Source organism: Sphaerotilus hippei, assembly GCF_003201595.1.
GTDB classification, from domain to species: Bacteria; Pseudomonadota; Gammaproteobacteria; order Burkholderiales; family Burkholderiaceae_C; genus Sphaerotilus; species Sphaerotilus hippei.
The window spans coordinates 19,183-39,433 of sequence record NZ_QJJS01000026.1; the positions used below are offsets into that span (position 1 = coordinate 19,183).

At 71.2% G+C, this 20,251-nt stretch carries 20 protein-coding genes; 3 read left to right on the plus strand and 17 right to left on the minus strand.

Annotation, left to right across the window (positions count from 1 at the left end; genetic code table 11):
• Positions 1–45 precede the first annotated feature (45 nt).
• From C7444_RS18865 to C7444_RS18880, 4 genes are all read right to left on the minus strand, one after another.
• On the minus strand, positions 46–1,044 hold the full coding sequence (locus tag C7444_RS18865) for an aromatic/alkene monooxygenase hydroxylase subunit beta (protein ID WP_110402411.1): 999 nt from the start codon (positions 1,042–1,044) through the stop codon (positions 46–48).
• Between the two features lie 34 nt (positions 1,045–1,078).
• Positions 1,079–1,345 carry a phenol hydroxylase subunit gene (locus C7444_RS18870; protein ID WP_245909642.1) on the minus strand — a complete coding sequence of 89 codons (267 nt, stop codon included), beginning with the start codon at positions 1,343–1,345 and terminating at the stop codon, positions 1,079–1,081.
• 264 nt (positions 1,346–1,609) lie between these two features.
• Positions 1,610–2,716, minus strand: coding sequence for an aromatic ring-hydroxylating oxygenase subunit alpha (locus C7444_RS18875; RefSeq protein WP_110402412.1), 1,107 nt, complete (start codon positions 2,714–2,716; stop codon positions 1,610–1,612).
• A gap of 58 nt (positions 2,717–2,774) precedes the next feature.
• Positions 2,775–3,827, minus strand: a complete 1,053-nt coding sequence (locus tag C7444_RS18880; protein ID WP_110402413.1) for a PDR/VanB family oxidoreductase — start codon at positions 3,825–3,827, stop codon at positions 2,775–2,777.
• A 184-nt stretch (positions 3,828–4,011) separates the two neighbouring features.
• On the opposite strand from C7444_RS18880, the gene C7444_RS18885 reads away from it, so the two are divergent.
• Entirely contained in the window at positions 4,012–5,781 is a 1,770-nt protein-coding gene (locus tag C7444_RS18885) for a sigma-54-dependent Fis family transcriptional regulator (protein WP_110402414.1), read from the plus strand.
• A 24-nt stretch (positions 5,782–5,805) separates the two neighbouring features.
• Here the strand turns inward: C7444_RS18885 and C7444_RS18890 are convergent, their stop codons facing one another.
• From C7444_RS18890 to C7444_RS18940, 11 genes are all read right to left on the minus strand, one after another.
• On the minus strand, positions 5,806–7,605 hold the full coding sequence (locus C7444_RS18890) for a sigma-54-dependent Fis family transcriptional regulator (protein WP_110402415.1): 1,800 nt from the start codon (positions 7,603–7,605) through the stop codon (positions 5,806–5,808).
• Between the two features lie 27 nt (positions 7,606–7,632).
• Positions 7,633–8,346: an NAD(P)H-dependent oxidoreductase gene (locus C7444_RS18895; protein WP_110402416.1), complete on the minus strand. Its 714-nt coding sequence runs from the start codon at positions 8,344–8,346 to the stop codon at positions 7,633–7,635.
• Positions 8,343–8,768: a tautomerase family protein gene (locus C7444_RS18900; protein ID WP_110402417.1), complete on the minus strand. Its 426-nt coding sequence runs from the start codon at positions 8,766–8,768 to the stop codon at positions 8,343–8,345. Before C7444_RS18900 ends, C7444_RS18895 begins: the two co-directional genes overlap by 4 nt.
• Before the next feature lie 15 nt (positions 8,769–8,783).
• The gene (locus tag C7444_RS18905; RefSeq protein ID WP_110402418.1) at positions 8,784–9,686 is read right to left on the minus strand and encodes a SphA family protein; all 903 of its coding nucleotides are present in this window, start codon (positions 9,684–9,686) and stop codon (positions 8,784–8,786) included.
• A 65-nt stretch (positions 9,687–9,751) separates the two neighbouring features.
• Positions 9,752–10,516, minus strand: a complete 765-nt coding sequence (locus C7444_RS18910; protein WP_110402419.1) for an SDR family oxidoreductase — start codon at positions 10,514–10,516, stop codon at positions 9,752–9,754.
• Positions 10,513–11,565 (minus strand): 4-hydroxy-2-oxovalerate aldolase, encoded by a 1,053-nt coding sequence (dmpG, locus tag C7444_RS18915; RefSeq protein ID WP_110402420.1) that lies wholly within the window; start codon positions 11,563–11,565, stop codon positions 10,513–10,515. Before dmpG ends, C7444_RS18910 begins: the two co-directional genes overlap by 4 nt.
• Positions 11,565–12,497 (minus strand): acetaldehyde dehydrogenase (acetylating), encoded by a 933-nt coding sequence (locus C7444_RS18920; RefSeq protein ID WP_110402421.1) that lies wholly within the window; start codon positions 12,495–12,497, stop codon positions 11,565–11,567. Before C7444_RS18920 ends, dmpG begins: the two co-directional genes overlap by 1 nt.
• Positions 12,497–12,730: a tautomerase family protein gene (locus C7444_RS18925; protein WP_110402422.1), complete on the minus strand. Its 234-nt coding sequence runs from the start codon at positions 12,728–12,730 to the stop codon at positions 12,497–12,499. The genes C7444_RS18920 and C7444_RS18925 overlap by 1 nt, the downstream gene beginning before the upstream one ends.
• 28 nt (positions 12,731–12,758) lie before the next feature.
• The gene (gene dmpH, locus C7444_RS18930) at positions 12,759–13,547 is read right to left on the minus strand and encodes a 2-oxo-3-hexenedioate decarboxylase (protein ID WP_375136943.1); all 789 of its coding nucleotides are present in this window, start codon (positions 13,545–13,547) and stop codon (positions 12,759–12,761) included.
• A 2-nt stretch (positions 13,548–13,549) separates the two neighbouring features.
• Positions 13,550–14,347, minus strand: coding sequence for a fumarylacetoacetate hydrolase family protein (locus tag C7444_RS18935; protein WP_110402424.1), 798 nt, complete (start codon positions 14,345–14,347; stop codon positions 13,550–13,552).
• Positions 14,348–14,361: 14 nt separating this feature from the next.
• Complete coding sequence (locus C7444_RS18940) at positions 14,362–15,822, minus strand: 2-hydroxymuconic semialdehyde dehydrogenase (protein ID WP_110402425.1); 1,461 nt, start codon at positions 15,820–15,822, stop codon at positions 14,362–14,364.
• Between the two features lie 226 nt (positions 15,823–16,048).
• On the opposite strand from C7444_RS18940, the gene C7444_RS18945 reads away from it, so the two are divergent.
• The gene (locus tag C7444_RS18945) at positions 16,049–16,762 is read left to right on the plus strand and encodes a YebC/PmpR family DNA-binding transcriptional regulator (protein ID WP_110402426.1); all 714 of its coding nucleotides are present in this window, start codon (positions 16,049–16,051) and stop codon (positions 16,760–16,762) included.
• A 46-nt stretch (positions 16,763–16,808) separates the two neighbouring features.
• Here C7444_RS18945 and C7444_RS18950 read toward each other — a convergent pair whose 3' ends face one another.
• Positions 16,809–17,657: a PA4780 family RIO1-like protein kinase gene (locus C7444_RS18950; RefSeq protein ID WP_110402427.1), complete on the minus strand. Its 849-nt coding sequence runs from the start codon at positions 17,655–17,657 to the stop codon at positions 16,809–16,811.
• A 68-nt stretch (positions 17,658–17,725) separates the two neighbouring features.
• Between C7444_RS18950 and C7444_RS18955 the strand changes: the two genes are divergently transcribed.
• Positions 17,726–18,751: an extracellular catalytic domain type 1 short-chain-length polyhydroxyalkanoate depolymerase gene (locus C7444_RS18955; protein ID WP_110402428.1), complete on the plus strand. Its 1,026-nt coding sequence runs from the start codon at positions 17,726–17,728 to the stop codon at positions 18,749–18,751.
• Here the strand turns inward: C7444_RS18955 and C7444_RS18960 are convergent.
• Positions 18,737–19,810, minus strand: coding sequence for a phospholipase A (locus tag C7444_RS18960; protein ID WP_211317604.1), 1,074 nt, complete (start codon positions 19,808–19,810; stop codon positions 18,737–18,739). The genes C7444_RS18955 and C7444_RS18960 overlap by 15 nt on opposite strands.
• Positions 19,811–20,251: the final 441 nt, after the last annotated feature.

Consider the following 20,251-nt stretch of genomic DNA (forward strand, 5'->3'; position numbering starts at 1 on the left):
GGCGATTCCGGTGAGGTCTTGACGGAGCGGTTGTGGTGCGCGGACTCAGTCGCGCTGCAGGCCGAGCCGGGCCAGGCGTTCATCCAGCGCCTGGCTGGCCTGCTGCAGTGCGGCGCGACCGTTCCGGGGCAGGGCCGTTTCGGCCAGCGCGAGCAGGCCGTGCTCGAAGGCGCGCTGCCACTTCGTCACCCAGCCCGCGATGAGCACGCGGTTGTGCCCGCTCTCGGCCACGCAGGTCTTGAGCACGGCATCGACCCAGCGGTCGGTCTCGTCCTGCCAGCGCAGAGGGAAGTCCAGCACGCTGGCCAGCACCGGGCCGTGCGACTCGGCGAAGTCGGCCTCGAAGGACTTCAGCAGCAGCGGGTGCACGAGGCGGTCGGCGACGACCGCCTGCGCGACGAAGGACTCGAACCAGTCGCGCACGACGAGGGTGTTCTCCACCTCGCGGCGCAGGCCCTGCCAGGCGGCATCGTCCATCCAGGCGGCCTTGGCGCGGGTCAGCGCGGTGCCGGTGTTGCCGTCCAGCAGCAGGCCGATGCGCGAGACGTGCTGCGCCAGGCCCAGCCGATCCATCATCGCCAGGGTGGCGGCCTGCGTGATGGCCGTGCCCCAGCCGTAGGCGGCCACCTGGCTCATGCTGGTGTTGGCGCCCCACTCGAAGTGGCGCAGCGGCAGCAGGCACCGGACCAGCCGGTCCTTCGTGTCCTGCGGCAGCGACGAGAGCAGGCCGCGCTGCTCCACCATCTCCAGCTGCCGGTCCGTCGCCTCCTGCTGGCGCGCGCGCGCGATCGTGTAGCTGCCGTAGTAGTACTGGCGCGGATCCTTCAGCGCATACCAGTCGGCCATCTGCACGGCGGTGCGGCGCGGGTCCCAGATGTCGTGCTCGGGATCCCACAGCGGCTTGTAGTGGAAGTTGGTCTCGGCCTGCAGGTGGTAGGTGCCCTCCTGGTAGCGCGACGCGGGCTTGTCGCCGAAGCGGCGCGCGATGTGGCCGAACGTGTGCCGCAGCGGCTTGACGTTCTGGACGCGGATCTCGACGGTCATGGGGTCTCCTCTCGGGTGGGACGGGGCGAAACGTTCAGTCGCTGAGGCCGGGCCGGCCATAGCGCCACTTGGCCTGTTCGGCGTCCAGGCGTGCGGCCTGGGCGTCGTCGATCAGGCGCACGCGGTGCATGACGCAGAACGCCTCGAACGCCGGCCGGGGCAGGATCAGGTCCACCGAGAGTTCCGGCTCGCCGATGGCGAAGTCGAACTCCACGAAGCCGTCCGGGCGCTGCTGTCGCACACGCACCCAGCACACGGTGTGCGGTTCGGGCATGGCGCCGGGAAAGTCGAGCACGGTCATGGTCTGTCTCCTGCCGGCCTCGTGTTCGCGGGGTTCAGGGCGGGCCGGTGCGGGGAGACTTTGCGAAGGCCATGCCACGTGGAGCGAAGTCAGGGTAGATCCGGAGCGGCCGGCGTCTCGAGGCCCGTCGAGGGGGCCCGCCACGACCCCCTGGGCAGGAAGGCCCGAAGAGGAATCGGGGTTGTCCCTGTCGAAAATCAGGCACCCGGCACGGGTGCCCGGGGCGGGGTTGCGGAAATTTCCGCAGCCCCGCCAGGGGGGGGCTCAGGCCCAGCGCCGTTCGGCGTCGATCATGCGGCGCAGCAGGCGCCGCACGCGCACCGGGGCCACGTCGCTGGAGATCAGCACCGGGTTGAGCGCGAAGAAGTCCGGCGTGTTCATCTCGCGCTGCACGGCCTCGATGATCGGGCCGTCCTCGTTGACGAAGGCCCCGTGCATGGCCTGGATCTTCATCGCGTTGAACCCGGCGTCGTCGACCACGTGGTTGCGGCGCGTGGCGAACCAGTAGTGCGTGTGGCCTTCGCTGGCGGGCGTGCAGGTGTGCACGTCGTACTGGCCCACGGTGTGAGCCAGGTCGAGCGGCGACGTGCCGTCCTGCACCGCCCCCACCATCAGCCGGATGGTGGCCGGAGCGAACCAGGTCACGTCCAGGAAGTGCCGCGCACCCTGCGCCGGGTCGGGCAGGAAGTTGGCGAAGATCAGCATCGCCGGCGTCTGCGACCACTCCCAGCGCACGTTGACGGTGTCGTTCTCCTCCTTGACCGGCGGGATCAGCGGCGAGAGCTGGCCCCGCGTGGTGATGATCTCGCCGTGCACGTGGTCCACGTGCGAGAGGTCCATCACGTTGTCGATGATGAGCTCGTAGTGCGCCTTCATCGGCATGTAGGTGTGGGCCAGGCCGGTGGCGGGGCCGTCGTCGAGCGGGCCGAAGTCGGGCAGCTTCGACGGGTCGGCGGGCATCTCGCCCATCCAGATCCACAGCAGGCCGTGGCGCTCGAGCAGCGGGTAGCTGCGCACCCTGGCCGCCGCCGGGATGTGGCCGTTGCCGTGCGGGTTGTGGGTGCAGGTGCCGGTGCAGTCGAAGCGCAGCGCGTGGTAGCGGCAGACCACGTCGTCACCCTCGCGCCGGCCCATGCTCAGCGGCACGAAGCGGTGCGGACAGCGGTCGTGCAGGGCCACGGCCGTGCCGTCGGCCTTGCGGTAGAGCAGCACCGAGGTGTCGAGCAGCGTGCGCTGCATCATGCCTTCGGTGGGCACTTCGGTGGACAGCGCGGCCGCATACCAGGTGTTGAGCAGGTAGGGCGTGTCGGGCTTGCCGATCGGGTTGCCGCTGGGGTGCAGGGTGATGGTGCGGGTTTCGGGGGCGTTCATCTCGGGTCTCCTGTCGTGGTCGTGAAAACCGGCGTCGGGCCGGCGGGTGGGGCGGCTCTCAGGCGGCCGCTGCAAGGTCCGGTCGCCACCCCAGCGGGGCGACGACCAGACGGGATGAGGTCGCGCGCGAGCAGCACGGCGTGAAGCGGTCGCCGCGGGCGCGCTCGGCGTCGGACAGCACCAGGTCGTGGTGTTCGGGCTGGCCGTCGATCACCTGCAGGCAGCACTGGCCGCAGATGCCCTGCTCGCAGGACAGGTCGACCGGCAGGCCGGCGCCCTGGAGCGCCTGTGCGGCGCTCTCGTGCGCGGCCACGCGCAGGGTGCGGCCGGTGGGCGCCCACAGCAGCTCGAAGCTGCCGTCCGGGCCGCTTCCGCCCGCGGCCGCAGCCGTGCGGACCGGGCTTTCGGCCGGTGGCGCGAACCGCTCGATGACGACCCGCTCGTCGGCCCAGCCCAGCGTGCGGGCGGCCTGCTGCACGGCGGCCATGAAGCCCCCCGGCCCGCAGGCGCAGACCAGCGTGTCCTGCGGCGCGCGCTCGAGCAGCGTGCGCAGGTCGAGCGCCGGCCTGGCGGCTGGCCCCGGGGCGGGGATGTCGGCGTGCACGCTCACGCGGTCGGCCCACGCGGCGGTGGCCAGGCGTTCGGCGAAGGGCAGGCGGTCCCGGCTGCGCACGGCGCAGTGCAGCGCGAAGCTGCGGCCGTCGGCCCAGAGCGTCTCGGCCATGGACAGCAGCGGCGTCAGGCCGATGCCCCCGGCCAGCAGCAGCACATGCGGGGCGTCCCGCAGCGCGAAGAGGTGGCGCGGCGGGCCCACCCGCAGCGTGTCGCCGACCGCGACGTGGCGGTGCAGCCAGAGCGAGCCGCCGCGGCCTTCGGCCTCGCACTGCACGGCGATCAGGTAGCGGTGCCGATCCGACGGGGCGTGGCACAGCGAGTACGAGCGCACGCGGCCGGAGCCGTCGGGCAGCTCGACGTCGATGTGCGCGCCGGCCTCGAACGGAGGCAGCGGGCCGCCGTCGTCGCGACGCAGCTCGAAGGCGGCGATGTGCGGGGTGAGTTCGTCGCGCCGGGTGACACGCAGCGACAGCCGGTCCGTGGTGTGGCTGGACATGTTCGTCTCCTCTCGTGCTTGTGGTGCCTGGATGCTTTGCAACCGGCGGGCCAGCGCGCGCACCGGCATTCACGCTAGTGCGGATGGCGTGACCGGCCTGCGGTGTTCATGATCTGCAGCAATCTGCCGCTGCGGCAGGTGACTGGTTTGCGCAATGCACCGGTCGATCTGGAGACCGCCGTCGATGACCCGAGCCCTCAGCCCCAGCACCGGTACCCGGACGCTGGCGGCACACCTGCACTTCACCCCCGATGCGGGTCACATCCAGCTGTTCGACCAGCGCATGCTGCTGATGCACGCGGGCGCGTTCGCCGAACTGCGGCGCGAGCTCGTCACCGGCATGGGCCTGGCGCGGGCGCGGGCGCTGCTGATGCGCATGGGCTGGCAGCAGGGCTTCGAGGACGGCCAGCGGGTGCGCCAGATGATGGATCCGCAGACGCCGATGGGCGTGGCCGAGGCCCTGGCGCTGGGCCCCCGGCTGCGCGAGCTGGAAGGCTTCGTCCACCACCAGCCGGTCGAGGACATGAAGCTGGACGTCGAGCGGGGCGAGTTCTGGGGCAACTTCCTGTGGCATGGCAGCTGGGAGGCCCAGGCCCACCTGGCCCACTGCGGCGTCAGCGGCACGCCGGCCTGCTGGTCGATGGTGGGATATGCCGATGGCTACACCACCGCCGTGACGGGCGTGCCGATCCACTGGCGCGAGGTCGAGTGCGTGGCCATGGGACATGCCTGCTGCCGGGTCATCGGCCGGCCGCTGGCCGAATGGGAGGCCGACGGCGAGGGCCAGGACGACACGAGCTACCTGCGCATCGACACCTTCGTGGACACGCCCGGCCACGTGGCCGCGGCGGCGCCGGCCGGTCCCGGGGCCGTGGCGTCGACCCGCCCCGCGGCCCCCGGGCTGGCCGGCTTCGTCGGCGCCTCGGCGGGTTTCAATGCGGTGGCTCACCTCGTGCGCAAGGTCGCGCCGACCGACTCCACCGTGCTCTTCCGTGGCGAGAGCGGCGTGGGCAAGGAGTGTTTCGCGCGGGCGCTGCATGTCATCAGCCCGCGGGCGGACGGGCCCTTCGTGGCCATCAACTGCGCGGCCATCCCGCCCGACCTGGTGGAGGCGGAACTGTTCGGCGTCGAGCGGGGCGCCTACACCGGCGCCGACCGGGCCCGGCCCGGGCGCTTCGAGCGGGCCCATGGCGGCACGCTGTTCCTGGACGAGGTCTCGAGCCTGACGCTGGCGGCGCAGGGCAAGGTGCTGCGGGCCATCCAGGAGCGCGAGTTCGAGCGGGTGGGCGGCACCGAGGTGCGTCGCATGGACGTGCGGCTGGTGGCGGCGGCCAACGTCGACCTGCGCGAGGAGATGGCCGCCGGCCGTTTCCGCCGCGACCTGTTCTATCGCCTGAACGTGTTCCCCATCGAGATCCCGCCGCTGCGCCAGCGCCTCGACGACGTGCCGCTGCTGGTGGCGCTGTTCCTGGAGCGCAGCACGCGCCGCTTCGGCCGCACGGTGCGCGGGCTCAGTCCACGAGCCTATGGTGCGCTGTACGACTACGACTGGCCGGGCAACGTGCGCGAGCTGGAGAACATGATCGAGCGGGGGGTCATCCTGGCCGACGAGGGCGGCTGGGTCGACGTGCAGCACCTGTTCGCCGGCGGCGAGCGGGTGCAGGGGCAGGGCTGGTCGCTGGGCCGCAGCGGCAGCCTGGAGCGCCGCGATGCCGCGCCGGACCCGTCGGCCGCGCCGCCGGACGCCGGGCCGCGTGCCCAGTCGCTGGCCGATCAGCTGCTCACGACGCTGCCGTCGTTCGAGGCCATCGAGCGGCTGCTGCTGGACCGTGCGCTGCACCAGTGCGATGGCAACGTCTCGGCCGCGGCCCGGCTGCTGCGCGTGGGCCGCGGCCAGATGGACTACCGCCTGAAGAAGCGCGAGCGTGGCGAGGCGCCAGACGAGGCCGATTGAGCGCCGCCGGGGTGGCCGGCGCGCTCAGCCCGTCGCCGCCGTGCGCAGCCCCAGTCCCTTGAGCCGGTAGACCAGCTGCGCCCGGCTGAGGCCGAGCAGCCGGGCGGCGGCCGACTGGTTGCCGCCGGTGGCCGCCATGGCGCTGCGCACGAGCTCGGCCTCCAGCTCGTCCAGCGGCACGATGCCCCGGCCGGCCGGTCCGGTCTGGCCGGCGAGCAGGGCCTGCACCCGCTCGGCCAGGGCCACGGGGTCGTCGCTGCCGGCCTGCGGTGCCTGGCCGGGGACGCCGACCGCCAGATGGCGCAGCGAGCCGTCGTGGTGCAGCGCCAGCCAGTCGGCGCCGAGCTGCTCGTCGCCGAGGAACAGGTGGGGGATGTCGATGGCCCCGCCGTCGCTGGCCAGCACCACGCCACGCTCGACCAGGTTCTCCAGCTCGCGGATGTTGCCCGGCCACTGGTAGGTCAGCATGGCGTCGATGGCTCGTCCGGTGAACCCGGTGACCTGCCGGCCGTCGCGGCGGTTGAACTTGTGCAGGAAGTGGTTCATGAACACCGGGATGTCCTCGCGCCGCTCCCGCAGCGGCGGCACGCGCACGGGCAGCACGTTGAGCCGGTAGTAGAGGTCCTCGCGGAAGCGGCCGGCCTCGACCTCGCGCTTGAGGTCCAGGTTGGTCGCGGCCACCACGCGCACGTCGATCCGCACGGTCTGCGTGCCGCCGACCCGCTCGATCTCGCGCTCCTGCAGCGCCCGCAGCAGCTTGCCCTGGGCCGTCCAGCCCAGGATGCCGATCTCGTCGAGGAACAGCGTGCCGCCGTGGGCCCGCTCGAAGCGGCCGGGCCGGGTGGCGTGGGCGCCGGTGTAGCCGCCCTTGTCGACGCCGAACAGCTCCGACTCGATCAGCTCCTCGGGAATGGCCGCGCAGTTGATGGCCACGAACGGGCCTTCGCCGCGCGGGCCGATGCGGTGCAGCGCCTGGGCCAGCACCTCCTTGCCCACGCCGCTCTCGCCCTGGAACAGCACCGTGGCCTGGGTCTTCGCCGCACGGCGCACCATGTGGCAGACCGCGTTGAAGCCGGCCGAGATGCCCACCACGCCCGGATCGTCGAGCAGCTGCCGCGCGGCGCTGCTGCCCTGCGACGCCATCGTCGCCACGCCGTGGCTGAGGTCGTCGGCGCGCAGCATGCGCAGGTCGTCGTCGGCGTCTTCCCAGTCCTCGGCGGGCTTGCCGACGATGACGCAGTGCGTGGCGCCCTGGGCGCGGCACTGCAGTTCGCGGAACACCACCGGACGGCCCATGAAGCGGCTGACGAAGCCGCTGGCGTAGCCGGCCTGCTGCCAGCAGGCAGTGTGGCTGCCGATGCCGTACATCTGCACATGGGCCTCGGCCTCGGCGCTGCCGTGCCAGTTGAACTCGCCGAGGAAGTGGCCGGCCTCCTCGTCGAGCTCGAGCATCACCTTCTCGATGCGCGCCACGCCCTCGAGCATGTGCAGCTGCGGGCCGATGTAGACGGCGTCGATGGGGCGGTCGAACTGGCGCAGCTTGCGGGCCAGTTCGGCATCGTTGGCGCCGCAGTTGTAGCCCATGCGCGTGATCAGGCCCCGCGCCCGGTCCAGGCCCAGCGACTCGATCAGCTCCCGCCGCAGCACGCCCATCGCCGAGTTGTGCAGCAGCACCATGCGCTGGCCGTTGAGCCAGATGTGCCCTTCGCGGGCATCGAAGTGCAGGCGCGAGACCAGCTCCTGCGGCGGGGACAGGGCCTCGCAGCTGCAGCCGGCCTCCGCGGCGCCATCGGGGTGGCCTGGGGCGGGACGCGGAGCGGGCATGGCAGGATGCCTTTCAGGGCATGGACGTCAGGCGGACAGGGGCGATCGAGGGTACAGGCGCTCGTCGAAGGCGTCCAGACGGGGCATCCTCAGGGGCTGCATCTGCGCCAGGGCGTCGAGGTGGCGCTGGTGCGCCTCCAGCAGCGCCTCGCGCTGCGCGGGGCTGGCGTAGGGCACATGCCAGCCGAACCAGGGCGGCATCACGTCGAAGCCGGCATAACCCAGCGTGCCGCGCAGCAGCGGGCGCAGCATCTCGTCGAGCGGGCCGTGCACGCCGTCGGGCGTGAACAGGTGGGCCGGGCCGCCCAGCGTCAGCGTGACGAGCGCCTGCTTGCCCGCCATGCCGCCGCGGTCATAGAAGCGCTTGCCGCCATAGACCAGCCCGCTGATGAGCACGCGGTCCAGCCAGCCCTTCAGGATGGCCGGCACCGAGCACCAGTAGAGCGGAAAGTTGAGCACCAGCAGATCGCACCACAGCAGCTTGGCGACCTCGGCGCGGATGTCCGGGGCCAGCGTGCCGCCCTCGTAGGCGTGGCGCTGCTCGAGCGCGTAGACGAGGTAGTCGGGGTCCTGGCGCTCGAGGAAGTCATCCGGCCCGGCGACCGGGTTGAAGCCGCTCGCGTACAGGTCCGACACCCGCACCTGGTGGCCCTGGGCACGGAACCGGGCATGGGCCCGGGTGCAGATCGCCGAGCAGAAGGACTGCGGCTCCGGATGGGCATGCACGATGAGCACGTTCATGCCCGGACTCCCGCCTCGGCGCGGGCCCGGATCTCGGTGGCGCGCAGCACGCTGGCGGGCGTGCCGCCGATGGCCCAGTGCTCCGGCGGGATGGACCGGCAGCCGCCGCGCACCTGCTGGCGCTCCACGCCCAGCGTGCGCACGAGCAGGTCGGTGAAGCCGGCCAGCAGCTGCTGGCCGGCCTCCACCGGCCGGCCCTCGAGCACGAGGAAGTGGAACCAGGGGGCCGCCGCACCCCCCTCGCTGACCAGCCGGCCCCCGATGGCGACGTGCTGGGGCCGGTGCAGGTGCACGGCCACGCGCACGCGCTCGATCGGGCATTGCAGCACCTCGGCGTAGAGGTGGCTGCTGGCCAGCACCAGTTCGGCGATCTGCTCGTCGGTGTGCCGGCCTTCGGTCAGGTGGTACTCGAGGATGGGCATGGCGGGCGCTCCGGATCAGAACTTCATGACGGCCTTGAGCCAGACGGCCGTGCCCTCGGTGTGGTAGCGGGCGCTGGTCTCGCGCAGCACGCGCGCCTCGAGCGACAGGCCGCTCGGGTGCTGGTAGTGCACCGCCGGGCCGAAGGCGTGGACGCGGCTGCGCCAGCCGTCGCCGACCACCGCGCCGCTGCGCTTGTCGTCGGTGGTCTGCTGCACCAGCGTGCCCTGCAGGCCGACCTGCCACTGCGCGTCGAGGCGCCAGCCGGCGTTCCAGTCGGCGTGCAGGTACTGGCCCGAGGTGTAGTCGGTGTCGCTGTTGCGGCCATTGAAGCTGTAGGTGATCTTGGTCGACAGGTCCACCGACGGCGTCAGGTAGGACACGGCCAGCAGCGGGCGCACCGTGGTGATGTTGTTGCCGGTGTTGGCCATGCGCGTGGCCTCGTAGCTGCCGGTGGGCACGACGAAGTCCAGCGCGGCGGCGGCGTGCCAGTCGGTCCAGTGCCAGGTCACGAAGGGGCCGAACTCCAGGTCGCCCAGGCCGGTGCGGCTGTCGCTCGCGCCGGCCGCGTCGACCTTCAGCCTGACCAGCGGCAGCACCGCATGCGCCCCGACGAGTCCGCCCATGAAGGGGATGTCGGTGACATGCACCACGCGGCCCACCAGAGCATCGGCGCTGACCTTGAAGCCGGGGACCATCGATTGGCCGCCGCCGTCGTTGAAGCGGTCGGCCTGGTAGTGGTTGAAGTAGAACAGGCCGTAGGTGCCCGGGGGCGGCAGGGCGCCGGCCATGAAGCCCTCGGCCCCGGCGGCGGCGGTGTTCAGGCCGCCTTCGGTGGCCTGGGCCGACAGGGCCAGGGCCGCGAGGCCGCAGGCGACCAGGGGCTTCAGTCGAGCCCCGACGGAAAGTGCGTTCTGCATGTGGTGTCTCCTCTCGCGGCGGTGTGCTTGTGATGGGGTCGGGGCGCCGCGCCTCCCCGGGTGGATCAGGGCAGGCCCTTGCGGCGTCCGGCGTCCATGAAGAGCGTGCCGCCGGCCAGCGCATCGGCGTGCGGGTCGAGCAGCAGGCCGATGGCCCAGGCGATCTGCTCCGGCGTGGTGAAGGCGCCGATGGCCGACTCGGCACGCATGGCGTCGAGCACGGCTTCGGTGTCCAGGCCGTCACGCTCGCCGCGTGCGGTGGCGACACGGCGCAGGCGCTCGGTGTCGGCCGGGCCCGGCGCGATCAGGTGCGAGGTCACGCCCCGCGAGCCGCAGGCCCACGAGAGCTGGCGCACCACGTTGGCCAGCGCGGCGTTGGCCACGCCGGCCGTGGCCGCATAGGCGCTCGGCTCGAAGCCGTAGTGGCCGCCGATGGCGACCAGCCGCGAGCCGCGCACCAGCCGGTCGTCCACCGCCCGCACCAGGCGCAGCAGGCCGCCGACCTTGATGTCGACGGCGTCGCTCAGCGCCGCCAGCGGCACGTCGAGCACGCCGCCGGCCGTGGCCACGCCCGCGCCCTGCACGACCATGCGCACCGGGGCCGCGCCGCAGGCCTGCACGGCCCGGCGGATGGCCTCGATGGCACGGTCGTCGGCGATGTCGGTCGCGCAGGGCCGGATGCCCGGCACCTCGGCGGCGAGCGAGGCCAGCGCATCGGCGCTGCGCGCCACGGCGATGACCTGCAGGCCGGCCGCGTCCAGCCGGCGCGTGATGAGGCGGCCCATCGCGCCGGTGCTGCCGACGACGACGGCGAGTTCCCGGGTGCTCATGGCCGGCTGCCCGGGCCGCGCGCCTTGGCCATGGTCATCGCGGTGTCCATGATCATGTCCTCCTGGCCGCCGATCATCTTCAGGCGGCCCAGCTCGACCAGGAGCTCGCGCGCCGGCACGCCGGTGCGTTCGGCGGCGCGGCGGGCGTGCAGCAGGAAGGTCGAGTACACGCCGGCGAAGCCCAGCGTCAGCGACTCGCGGTCCACGCGCACCGGCCGCTCCATCAGCGGCACGATCAGGTCCTCGGCCACGTCCATGATGCGGAACAGGTTCACGCCGGTCTCGATGCCCATGCGCTCGCACACGGCGGCAAACACCTCCAGCGGCGTGTTGCCCGCGCCGGCGCCCATGCCGGCCACCGAGGCGTCGATGCGGCTGGCGCCGGCCTCGATCGCGGCGATGGAGTTGGCGATGCCCATGCCCAGGTTGTGATGGCCGTGGAAGCCGATCTCGGTCGCGGGGTCGAGCACCTCGCGCAGCGCACCGACGCGGTCCTTCACGTCCTGCGGCAGCATGAAGCCGGCCGAGTCGGTGACGTAGATCGTCTGCGCGCCGTAGCTCTCCATCAGCTTGCCCTGCGCGGCCAGGCGCTGCGGATCGTTGAGGTGGGCCATCATCAGGAAGCCCGTGGTGTCCATGCCCAGCTTGCGGGCGAAGGCGATGTGCTGCGGCGAGGTGTCGGCTTCGGTGCAGTGGGTGGCCACGTGCACGCTGCGGGCGCCGCAGTCGAAGGCCGATTGCAGCTCGCGCATCGTGCCCAGGCCGGGGATCAGCAGCACGGAGACCCGGGCCTGCTTCATCAGCGGGCAGACGGCGCTCAGGTACTGCTCGTTGCTGGCCAGCGCGAAGCCGTGCTGCAGCGAGTTGCCCCCCAGGCCGGCGCCGTGCGTGACCTGGATCAGCGGCACGCCCGCGTCGTCGAGCGCGGTGGCCACGCGCACCATCTCCTCGACGCTGATCTGCTCGCGCCTGGCGTGCATGCCGTCGCGCAGGCACATGTCGTGCAGCAGGACCTTGCGGCCCCGGAGCGAAGATTCCTGTGTGTTCATCATGCGGCCTCCACCGGCTGGAGCCGGATCTTCCCGGCGAGGATCTCTTCGGCGAACATCTCCGCGGTGCGCGTGGCCGCCGCGGTCATGATGTCGAGGTTGCCGGCGTATTTCGGCAGGTAGTCGCCCAGGCCCGCCACTTCCATGAACACCGAGACCCGATGGCCCTGCGGCACCTGGTCGAACACCGGGCCGTTGACCAGCCGGTAGCCGGGCACGTACTGCTGCACCGCCTCGATCATGTCGAGCACGGAGTTCGTCACGCGCTGTTCGTCCGGGGCTTCGTCGGTCAGGCAGTAGATGGTGTTGCGCATGATCAGCGGCGGGTCGGCCGGGTTGATGATGGCCAGCGCCTTGCCCTTGCGGGCGCCGCCCACCCGCTCGATCGCGGAGGACGTGGTGTAGGTGAACTCGTCGAGGTTGGCGCGGGTGCCCGGGCCGATCGACTTCGACGACAGCGTGGCGATGATCTCGGCGTAGGCCACCGACTGGATGCGCGAGACGGCGTGCACGATCGGGATCGTGGCCTGGCCGGCGCACGAGATCATGTTGACGTTCATCTCGACCTTGTCGGTGTGCTCGCGCAGGTTGACCGGCGGCACGCACAGCGGGCCGATGGCCGCGGGCGTCAGGTCGATCATCAGCACGCCCAGCGCGTTGAGCTTGCGCGAGTTCTCGGCATGCACATAGGCGCTGGTGGCGTCGAAGGCGATCTCGATGCCGTCCTCCAGCACGTGAGGCAGCAGGCCGTCCACGCCGTCGGCGGTGGTCTTCAGGCCCATCTCGCGGGCGCGCGCCAGGCCTTCGGACTGCGGGTCGATGCCGACCATCCAGACCGGCTCCAGCACGGGGCTGCGGCGGATCTTGTAGATGAGGTCGGTGCCGATGTTGCCGGACCCGATCAGGGCGCAGCGGATCTTGCGGGGGGGCATCAGAGGGTCTCCGTCCGGGGTTGTGCGGCGCCGGCCTGGCGCTGCTGGGCACGCATCTCGGCGGTCACGCCGCCCACGGAAAACTCTTCCGTGCTGTGCTCGGTGATGAGGATGCGCACGGTGTCAAGCGGGCAGTCCAGCGCGCGCGAGGCGGCCTGGGCGACCTCGGCGGCCACGCGCCGCTTCTGCTCGATGGTGCGGCCGGTCAGCAGGTGCATTTCGATGATGGGCATGGGTTCTTCCTGCGGGGGTGGGTGCGGTTCAGACGAAGCGCATGCCGACGCTGCCCAGCGCCTGGAAGCGTGCGGTCACGCAGTCGCCGGGTTTCACGGCCACCGCCTCGGTGATGCCGCCGCTCATGACGAAGCTGCCCGCGGGCAGCGTCTCGCCCAGTTCGTGCAGCACCTTGACGAGCAGCGCCACGGCCTCGGCCGGGTGGCCCATCACGGCGGCCGACGAGCCCATCGCGACGGCCTCGCCGTTCTTCTCGAGCACGACGCCGAGCGAGGCGAGGTCGATCTGCCCGGGCCGGAACGCCCGCCCGCCGGTGACGAAGCGTGCCGACGAACCGTTGTCGGCGACCACGCTGGGCAGGTCGAACTTGAAACCCGAGAAGCGCGAGTCGATGATCTCGACGGCCGGCACGACGAAGTCGGTGGCCGCCATCACGTCCTCGCGGGTGCAGTGCGGGCCGGACAGCGCGGTGCGGGTCACGAAGGCCACCTCGCACTCCACGCGTGGATGGACCAGGTCGTCGGTGCGGATGGCCGAGGCCTCCGGGCGAGCCATGTCGGCCATCAGGAAGCCGATCGACGGCACCCGCACCCCCATCTGGTCCATCTTGGCCTTCGAGGTCAGGCCGGCCTTCCAGCCCACCTGGCGCTGCCCTTCGGCCAGCCAGCGGCGGCGCAGCGCCTGCTGCACGGCGTAGCCGTCGTCCAGCGTCATGCCGGGGAAGTCATCGGTCAGTTTGGGGATGGCGCGGGCGCCGCGTTGCGCGGCCTCGATGCGGTCGGTCAGCAGGCCGATCGCCTCGTCGTTCAGGGTCACGTTCACAGCGCGCTCCTTCCGTGGAAACGGGCCCGGCAGGTGCCGAGGCCGCTGATGGTGCAGGCCAGCTCGTCGCCGTCGGTCACGGCCACCAGCGGCGACTGCGAGCCCGACAGGATCACCTCGCCGGCGCGCAGTGGCACCCCGAGCCGGCCCAGCGTGTTGGCCAGCCAGGCCACCGCGTTCAGCGGCGAGCCCTGCACGGCCGCGCCCACGCCGGTGGCGTGCAGCTCGCCGTTGCGGTGCAGGACCATGCCGGCCATCGTCAGGTCGAAGTCGCGCGGATCGGCCCGGTCCCGGCCGATGACGAACACGCCGCACGAGGCGTTGTCCGCGACGGTGTCCTGGATCTTGATGTCCCAGTTCCGGATGCGGCTGTCGACGATCTCGAAGCAGGGCGAGACGTAGGCGGTGGCGCGCAGCACGTCCACCGGCGTGATGCCCGGGCCGCGCAGGTCCTCGGCCAGCACGAAGGCCAGCTCGGCCTCGGCCTTGGGCTGGATCAGGCCGTTCAGGTCGATGCCGTCGGATTCCTGGCAGACCATGCCCGAGGTCAGCACGCCGAAGTCCGGCTCGTAGACGCCCAGGAAGTCCTGCACCGGCTTGCTGGTCACGCCGATCTTCTTGCCCACGACATGCTCGCCGGCGGCCAGGCGGCGCTGCAGCAGGCGCGACTGGATGGCGTAGGCGTCGGCGATGGTGATCTCCGGATGGCGCAGCCGCAGCGGGCTCAGCACCTGCCGCTCGCGCCAGGCGGCGAAGAGCTCGTCGCCCAGCGCCTCGATCAGGTCGGATTGCATGTGGTTTCCCTCCTTCAGAGCTTGACGCAGACGTTGCGCAGCTCGCTGTAGAACTCGAGCGAGTGCACGCCGCCCTCGCGGCCGATGCCCGACTGCCTGGAGCCGCCGAAGGGCGTGCGCAGGTCACGCAGGAACCAGCTGTTCACCCAGGTGATGCCGACCTCGATCGACTCGGCCATGCGGTGGGCACGCGCCAGGTTCTCGGTCCAGATCGTCGTGGACAGGCCGTAGCGGTTGTCGTTGGCCAGCCCGATCACCTCGGCCTCCGTGTCGAAGGCGCGGATGTGGCAGCAGGGGCCGAAGATCTCCTCGCGCACCACGGCGGCGGTCTCGGGCAGGCCGGTCCAGATCGTGGGCTGCACCCAGGCGCCTTCGGCCAGCTCGCCCGCCATGGCCGGCACGCCGCCGCCCGTCACCACCGTGGCGCCTTCGGCCACGGCCTTGGCGTAGTAGGACAGCACCTTGTGGCGGTGCTCCTGGCTGATGAGCGGGCCGTAGTTCGAACCGGCATCGGACGGGCGGCCGTACTTCACGGCCTCGCAGCGGGCCTTGAGCGCCGCGACGAAACGGTCGAACAGCGGGCGCTCGACGTAGACCCGCTCGGTGCCCAGGCAGACCTGGCCGGTGTTCATGAAGGACGAGCGGAAGATGCCGTCGACGGCGTCGTCGAAGTTCGCGTCCGCGAAGACGATGCCGGCGTTCTTGCCGCCCAGCTCGAACGAGACGTCGCGGATGCCGTCGGCCGCAGCCTTCATGATGGCCGTGCCGGTGCGGGTCTCGCCGGTGAAGGTGATGGCCGCGACGTCGTCGTGGCGGGTCAGCCATTCGCCGGCCGAATCCGGACCGAAGCCGTGCACGACGTTGAACACGCCCGGCGGCACGCCCACGGCGTTCATGACCTCGCCCAGCAGGGTGGTGGTGGCCGGGGTCTCTTCCGAGGGCTTGACCACGACGGTGTTGCCGCAGGCCAGCGCCGGCCCGACCTTCCAGGTCATCAGCAGGAAAGGCGCGTTCCACGGGCTGATGACCCCGATCACGCCCTTGGGCTTGCGGATGGCGTAGTTCAGCGCACCGCGGCCGTCGGGCGTCTCGAGCTTGAAGCTCTCGGTCGGCACGTTCTTGATGACGTCGGCGAAGACCTTGAAGTTGGCGGCCCCGCGGGGCACGAAGGCGTGGGCGATGACGTGGTGCGGCTGGCCGGTGTCGGCCTCCTCGGCGGCCACGAAGTCGTCGAAGCGTTTCGTGATGCCGTCGGCCACGGCGTGCAGCATGGCCACGCGCTGGTCGGTGGTCAGCCGGGCCCAGTCGCCGTGCAGCGCCCGGCGGGCGGCGGCCACGGCGGCGTCGATCTCGGCGCGGCCGCCCTCGGCCACCCGGTACAGCACGCGGTTGTCCAGCGGTGAACGCTTCTCGAAGGTCTTGGCGTCTTGCGATGGCACGGCGTGGCCATCGATGAAGTGCCGGAGGGTCTGCATGGGGCTTTCCTGTGACAGCGTTGTATGCGACGCAGTCTAGGAATCGGGTCGGCAGACCGTCCAATACCTTTTGGCCGCTGCCATTCATACCGGCCCGGTATGAGTCCCGGGTGGCGCGCCGTGGCCGCCCGTTTCCGGCGGCCGGCCTCCACTAAACTGGGCGCCCCTCGATCCGACCCCAGCCCTCCGCGGTGACGGGTCCCAGGAACACAAAGGAATCTCCGTCATGGGCGCGCAGTGGAAAGCAAAGCACAAGGACCTGGCCGCCAACGCCAAGGGCCGCTTGTTCGGGAAATTGTCCAAGGACATCATGATCGCCGCGCGCCATGGCGCCGATCCGGCCTCCAACTCGCGTCTGCGGCTGGTGGTCGAGCAGGCCCGCAAGGTCTCGATGCCCAAGGACACGCTGGAGCGGGCGATCAAGAAGGGGGCCGGCCTGACTGGCGAGGCGGTGCATTTCGAGCACGTGGTCTACGAGGGTTTTGCGCCGCACCGCGTGCCGGTGATGGTCGAGTGCCTGACCGACAACGTGAACCGCGCGGCATCGGACATGCGGGTGCTGTTCCGCAAGGGCCAGCTGGGCACGTCGGGCTCGGTGTCGTGGGACTTCGATCACCTGGGCATGATCGAGGCCGAGCCGGCCGCGGCCGGGGCCGACCCGGAGATGGCCGCCATCGAGGCCGGCGCCCAGGACCTCGAACCGGGTGACGACGAAGGCGTGACGCTGTTCCTGACCGCTCCGGCCGACCTGGACCTGGTGGGGCGTGCGCTGCCGGCGCAGGGGTTCACGGTGCTGTCGTCCCGGCTGGGCTACAAGCCGAAGAACCCGGTGAGCCCGTCCAGCCTGAACGCCGAGCAGCTCGAGGAGGTCGAGTCCTTCCTGGCCGCGCTGGATGCCAACGAGGACGTGCAGAACGTCTTCGCCGGCCTGGGCGACTGACGCTCCGGCGCCGCCGCCCGCCGCGGCGGACGGTCGGGCCGAAGGATCAGCCGCCGGCCTGCAGGCGCAGGCGCCGGGCGGCTTCTTCGTCCCGGGCGTCGTCGATCTCGCGCAGCACGCCGCCGAGGTCGACCGCGCCGGCCTCGTGCTCGAACTGCCCGGTCAGCGCCGTCTCGACGCTCAGCACCCCACGCTGGTAGAGCGCCCAGATCTCGTGGCCGTAATCGGTCCGCAGCAGCTCCGGCGCGGTCTGGCCGAAGAAGTGGCGCAGGTTCTCGACGTCGCGCAGCAGCATGCGCTGCGCGTGGTTGTTGCCCGCCGCGTCCACGGCCTGGGGCAGGTCGATGATGACCGGGCCGTCTTCGGCCAGCAGGATGTTGAACTCCGACAGGTCGCCGTGCACGACGCCGGCGCAGAGCATGCGCACGACCTCGCGGATCAGCGTGGCGTGGTGGGCGCGGGCCTCGTCGGGCGTGAAGACCGAATCGTTCAGGCGCGGCGCGGCATCGCCGTCGGCATCGGCCACCAGCTCCATCAGCAGCACGCCTTCATGGAAGTTGTGCGGGCGCGGCACACGCACCCCGGCGGCGGCCAGGCGGTAGAGCGCATCGACCTCGGCACTCTGCCAGGCCGCTTCCTGAGCCTCGCGACCGAAGCGGGTGCCCTTGGCCATCGCGCGGGCCTGGCGGCTGTTCTTGACCTTGCGGTTCTCGGTGTAGTCCACGGCCTGGCGGAAGCTGCGGTGCGTGGCTTCCTTGTAGATCTTGGCGCACAGCGTCTCGTCGCCGCAGCGCACGACGTAGACCTCCGCTTCCTTGCCGCTCATCAGCTGGCGCACCACGGTGTCGATCAGGCCCTCGTCCACCAGGGGTTGCAGTCGTTTCGGAGGTTTCATCGCCTCATTCTGCGCCCCGGGCGCGCATCCACCCCCAGGCGGGGCGCCGGCCGTGCAGAATCGCCGCCATGGCCAAGCGCACCCGAAGCACCCCGTGGCTCAAGCTCTTCGAGCGTGGGGTCAAGGCGATCACCCGCAGCACGGTGCGGGCCGGCCGGCGTGCGGTGGACCATGCGGTGGCCTCCGCCGCCGAGGCCCACCGGCCGCCCTCCGGGCCGGGCGACTGGATCGCCGGTGTCGCCGTGGGGGCGGCCGGCATGCGGCGCTTCCGGCTCTATCGTCCGCCGGGTCTGGTGCCCGGCGAGCGATTGCCCCTGATGGTGATGCTGCACGGCTGCGGCCAGGATGCCCGCAGCTTCGCGGTCAGCACCCGCATGAACCGGGTGGCGGCCCGCGAGCGTTTCCTGGTGCTCTATCCGGAGCAGGACCGGCTTGCCAACGCACAGGGCTGCTGGAACTGGTTCGAGACCCGTTCGGGCCGGGCCGGCGCCGAGGTGGCGCTGATCATGGCGGCCATCGACCAGGTCTGCCTGCTGCACCCGGCCGATCCGGCCCGGGTGGTGGTGACGGGGCTGTCGGCCGGCGCGAGCATGGCGGCGCTGCTGGTGTCCGCGCATCCGGCCCGGTTCCAGGCCGTGGTGATGCATTCGGGCATTCCCCCGGGCACGGCCCATTCGGCCATGTCGGCCCTGGGCGCGATGCACGGCCGACGGGCCACACGGCCCTTGGCGGTGGCCCCCGCGGGCCTGGCGGCGGCCTGGCCCCCGCTGATGGTGATCCACGGGGGCGCGGACCTGGTGGTGTCGGCCAGCAATGGCCAGGCGGCGGTGCAGGCCTGGGCCGATGCGGCCGGCGCCCTGGCGGGGGCGGCGCGCACCGTGCAGCGCGGCCGGCGCTATCCGATGACGGTGACCGACTTCAAGCACGGCCGGCGCACGGTGGCCACGCTGGTCAACGTCGCTCCGCTCGGTCATGCCTGGAGCGGCGGCGCGGATCGCCAGCCCTACAGCGATCCACGCGGCCCCGATGCGTCCCGACTGGCGTGGGCCTTTGCCGCGCGACAGCTGCGCGCTGGTGCCTCAAAGCTGAAATAGCGCCAGACCCAGGCCCACGCTGGTCTGCCGGTGGTTGTAGTCCAGCAGGGTTTCGCCGTAGCCGGTGAAGACCTGCGTGTACCAGCGCAGGCCGGCGGGATGCTCGGAGTCGACCGGGTGGGACCAGTCGAGCTGCAGCGAGCCGCGGCTCGGTCGCTTGGGGTCGGTGCGCCAGGTCAGCGATGCCGTCGAGCGGCCCGGCAGCCAGGCGGCCACCACCTCCGCGTTGCCGAGGTACTGCGTCAGGTCGGGGTTGTCGTCATCGCTGGACTCCTTCAGTCGGCGGTGCGCGCGCAGCACCAGCGCGAACTCCCCCCGATCGAAGGCCGTGGCCGCCCAGACCCGGTTCCAGCTGCGCGACAGCGGCTCGCTCTGGCCGTTGGACTGGTGAGCGATGGCCAGCTGAGCCATGCGCCAGCGCCAACCTCCGGGCAGCTGGCCGAGCGGCTCCGGCACCGGGACCACGTAGATCGCCTCGGGCTGGTGATCGGTGCTGCGGAACGGCGCCGAGTCCTCCCGGTTCCAGACCTGCCAGAGCGAGCGCTGCGTGTAGGCCAGCCACAGGTCGGCGCCAGGCAGCAGCAGGCCTTCGGCCACCTTGGCCCGCACCGAGATCTGCAGCTTCGCCTCGGTCGCCCGGTAGTGCTCGCGGGCGGGCGCGGTGCCCAGCGTCGGGCTCGATGGCGCGCGGTTGATGCGTGAGGTCGAGTGCACCGGCAGCAGGAAGTTCGGCTGGTGGGTGCGCAGCACGAAGGTGCCGCGCTTGTCCTCGGGCCTGAGCTCCCAGGTGGTGGTCAGCGCTTCGGACGCGGCAAAGTTCGTCAGCGTGGTGCCTGAAGGGGACTGGCCTGCCGGGGTGGTGACGACGACGCCCGCTTCGGCCGGCACGGCCGAAGCGGGCGTGATCGGGGTGGGCGCACCGAACTGGCGGTCGTAGCAGGCGAGTCGCTGCACATCGACGGGCAACCCGGCGCAGCCGGCAGCCGTCTCGGCCTGTGCGGAGCCGGCCGACAGTGCGGCCAGTGTCAGCAAGAGCTGGCGGGGGGTGGAGCAGGTCACGAGAGGGTCTCTCCGTCTGGGGTCTCTGGTTTCCTCTTCCCTGATATGGAAGGGAGAGAGAAGGGCCCTCGATGTTCGGTCAGCCCCTCCCGGCAGGGCGTGAATGTTGTCCGGATGCGACATCTCCGGTGAATCAGCGCGGGGAGGTGGCACTGACACGGAATCTGGTGTCTAATTCGTCTCCCGCTGCAGAAGAGCTGGCGCCGATCGAAAGACGGCCAAGGCAGGTTCAGCAGGCAAGCAGAAAATCAACAGATCAGATGCTTGACACGGAAAGAAATGCGGTTCATAATCTCATCTCTTTGCTGCTGACGAACAATGATTGCGCTGAGCGCGGTGGTTGTGGAGTTGGTGGTGAAACTGCTCTTTAAAAATTAACAGCCGATAAGCGTGGGCGTTTGAAGGCGAGTGCCAGTGTCGCAAGACACATGGTCTTCGGAC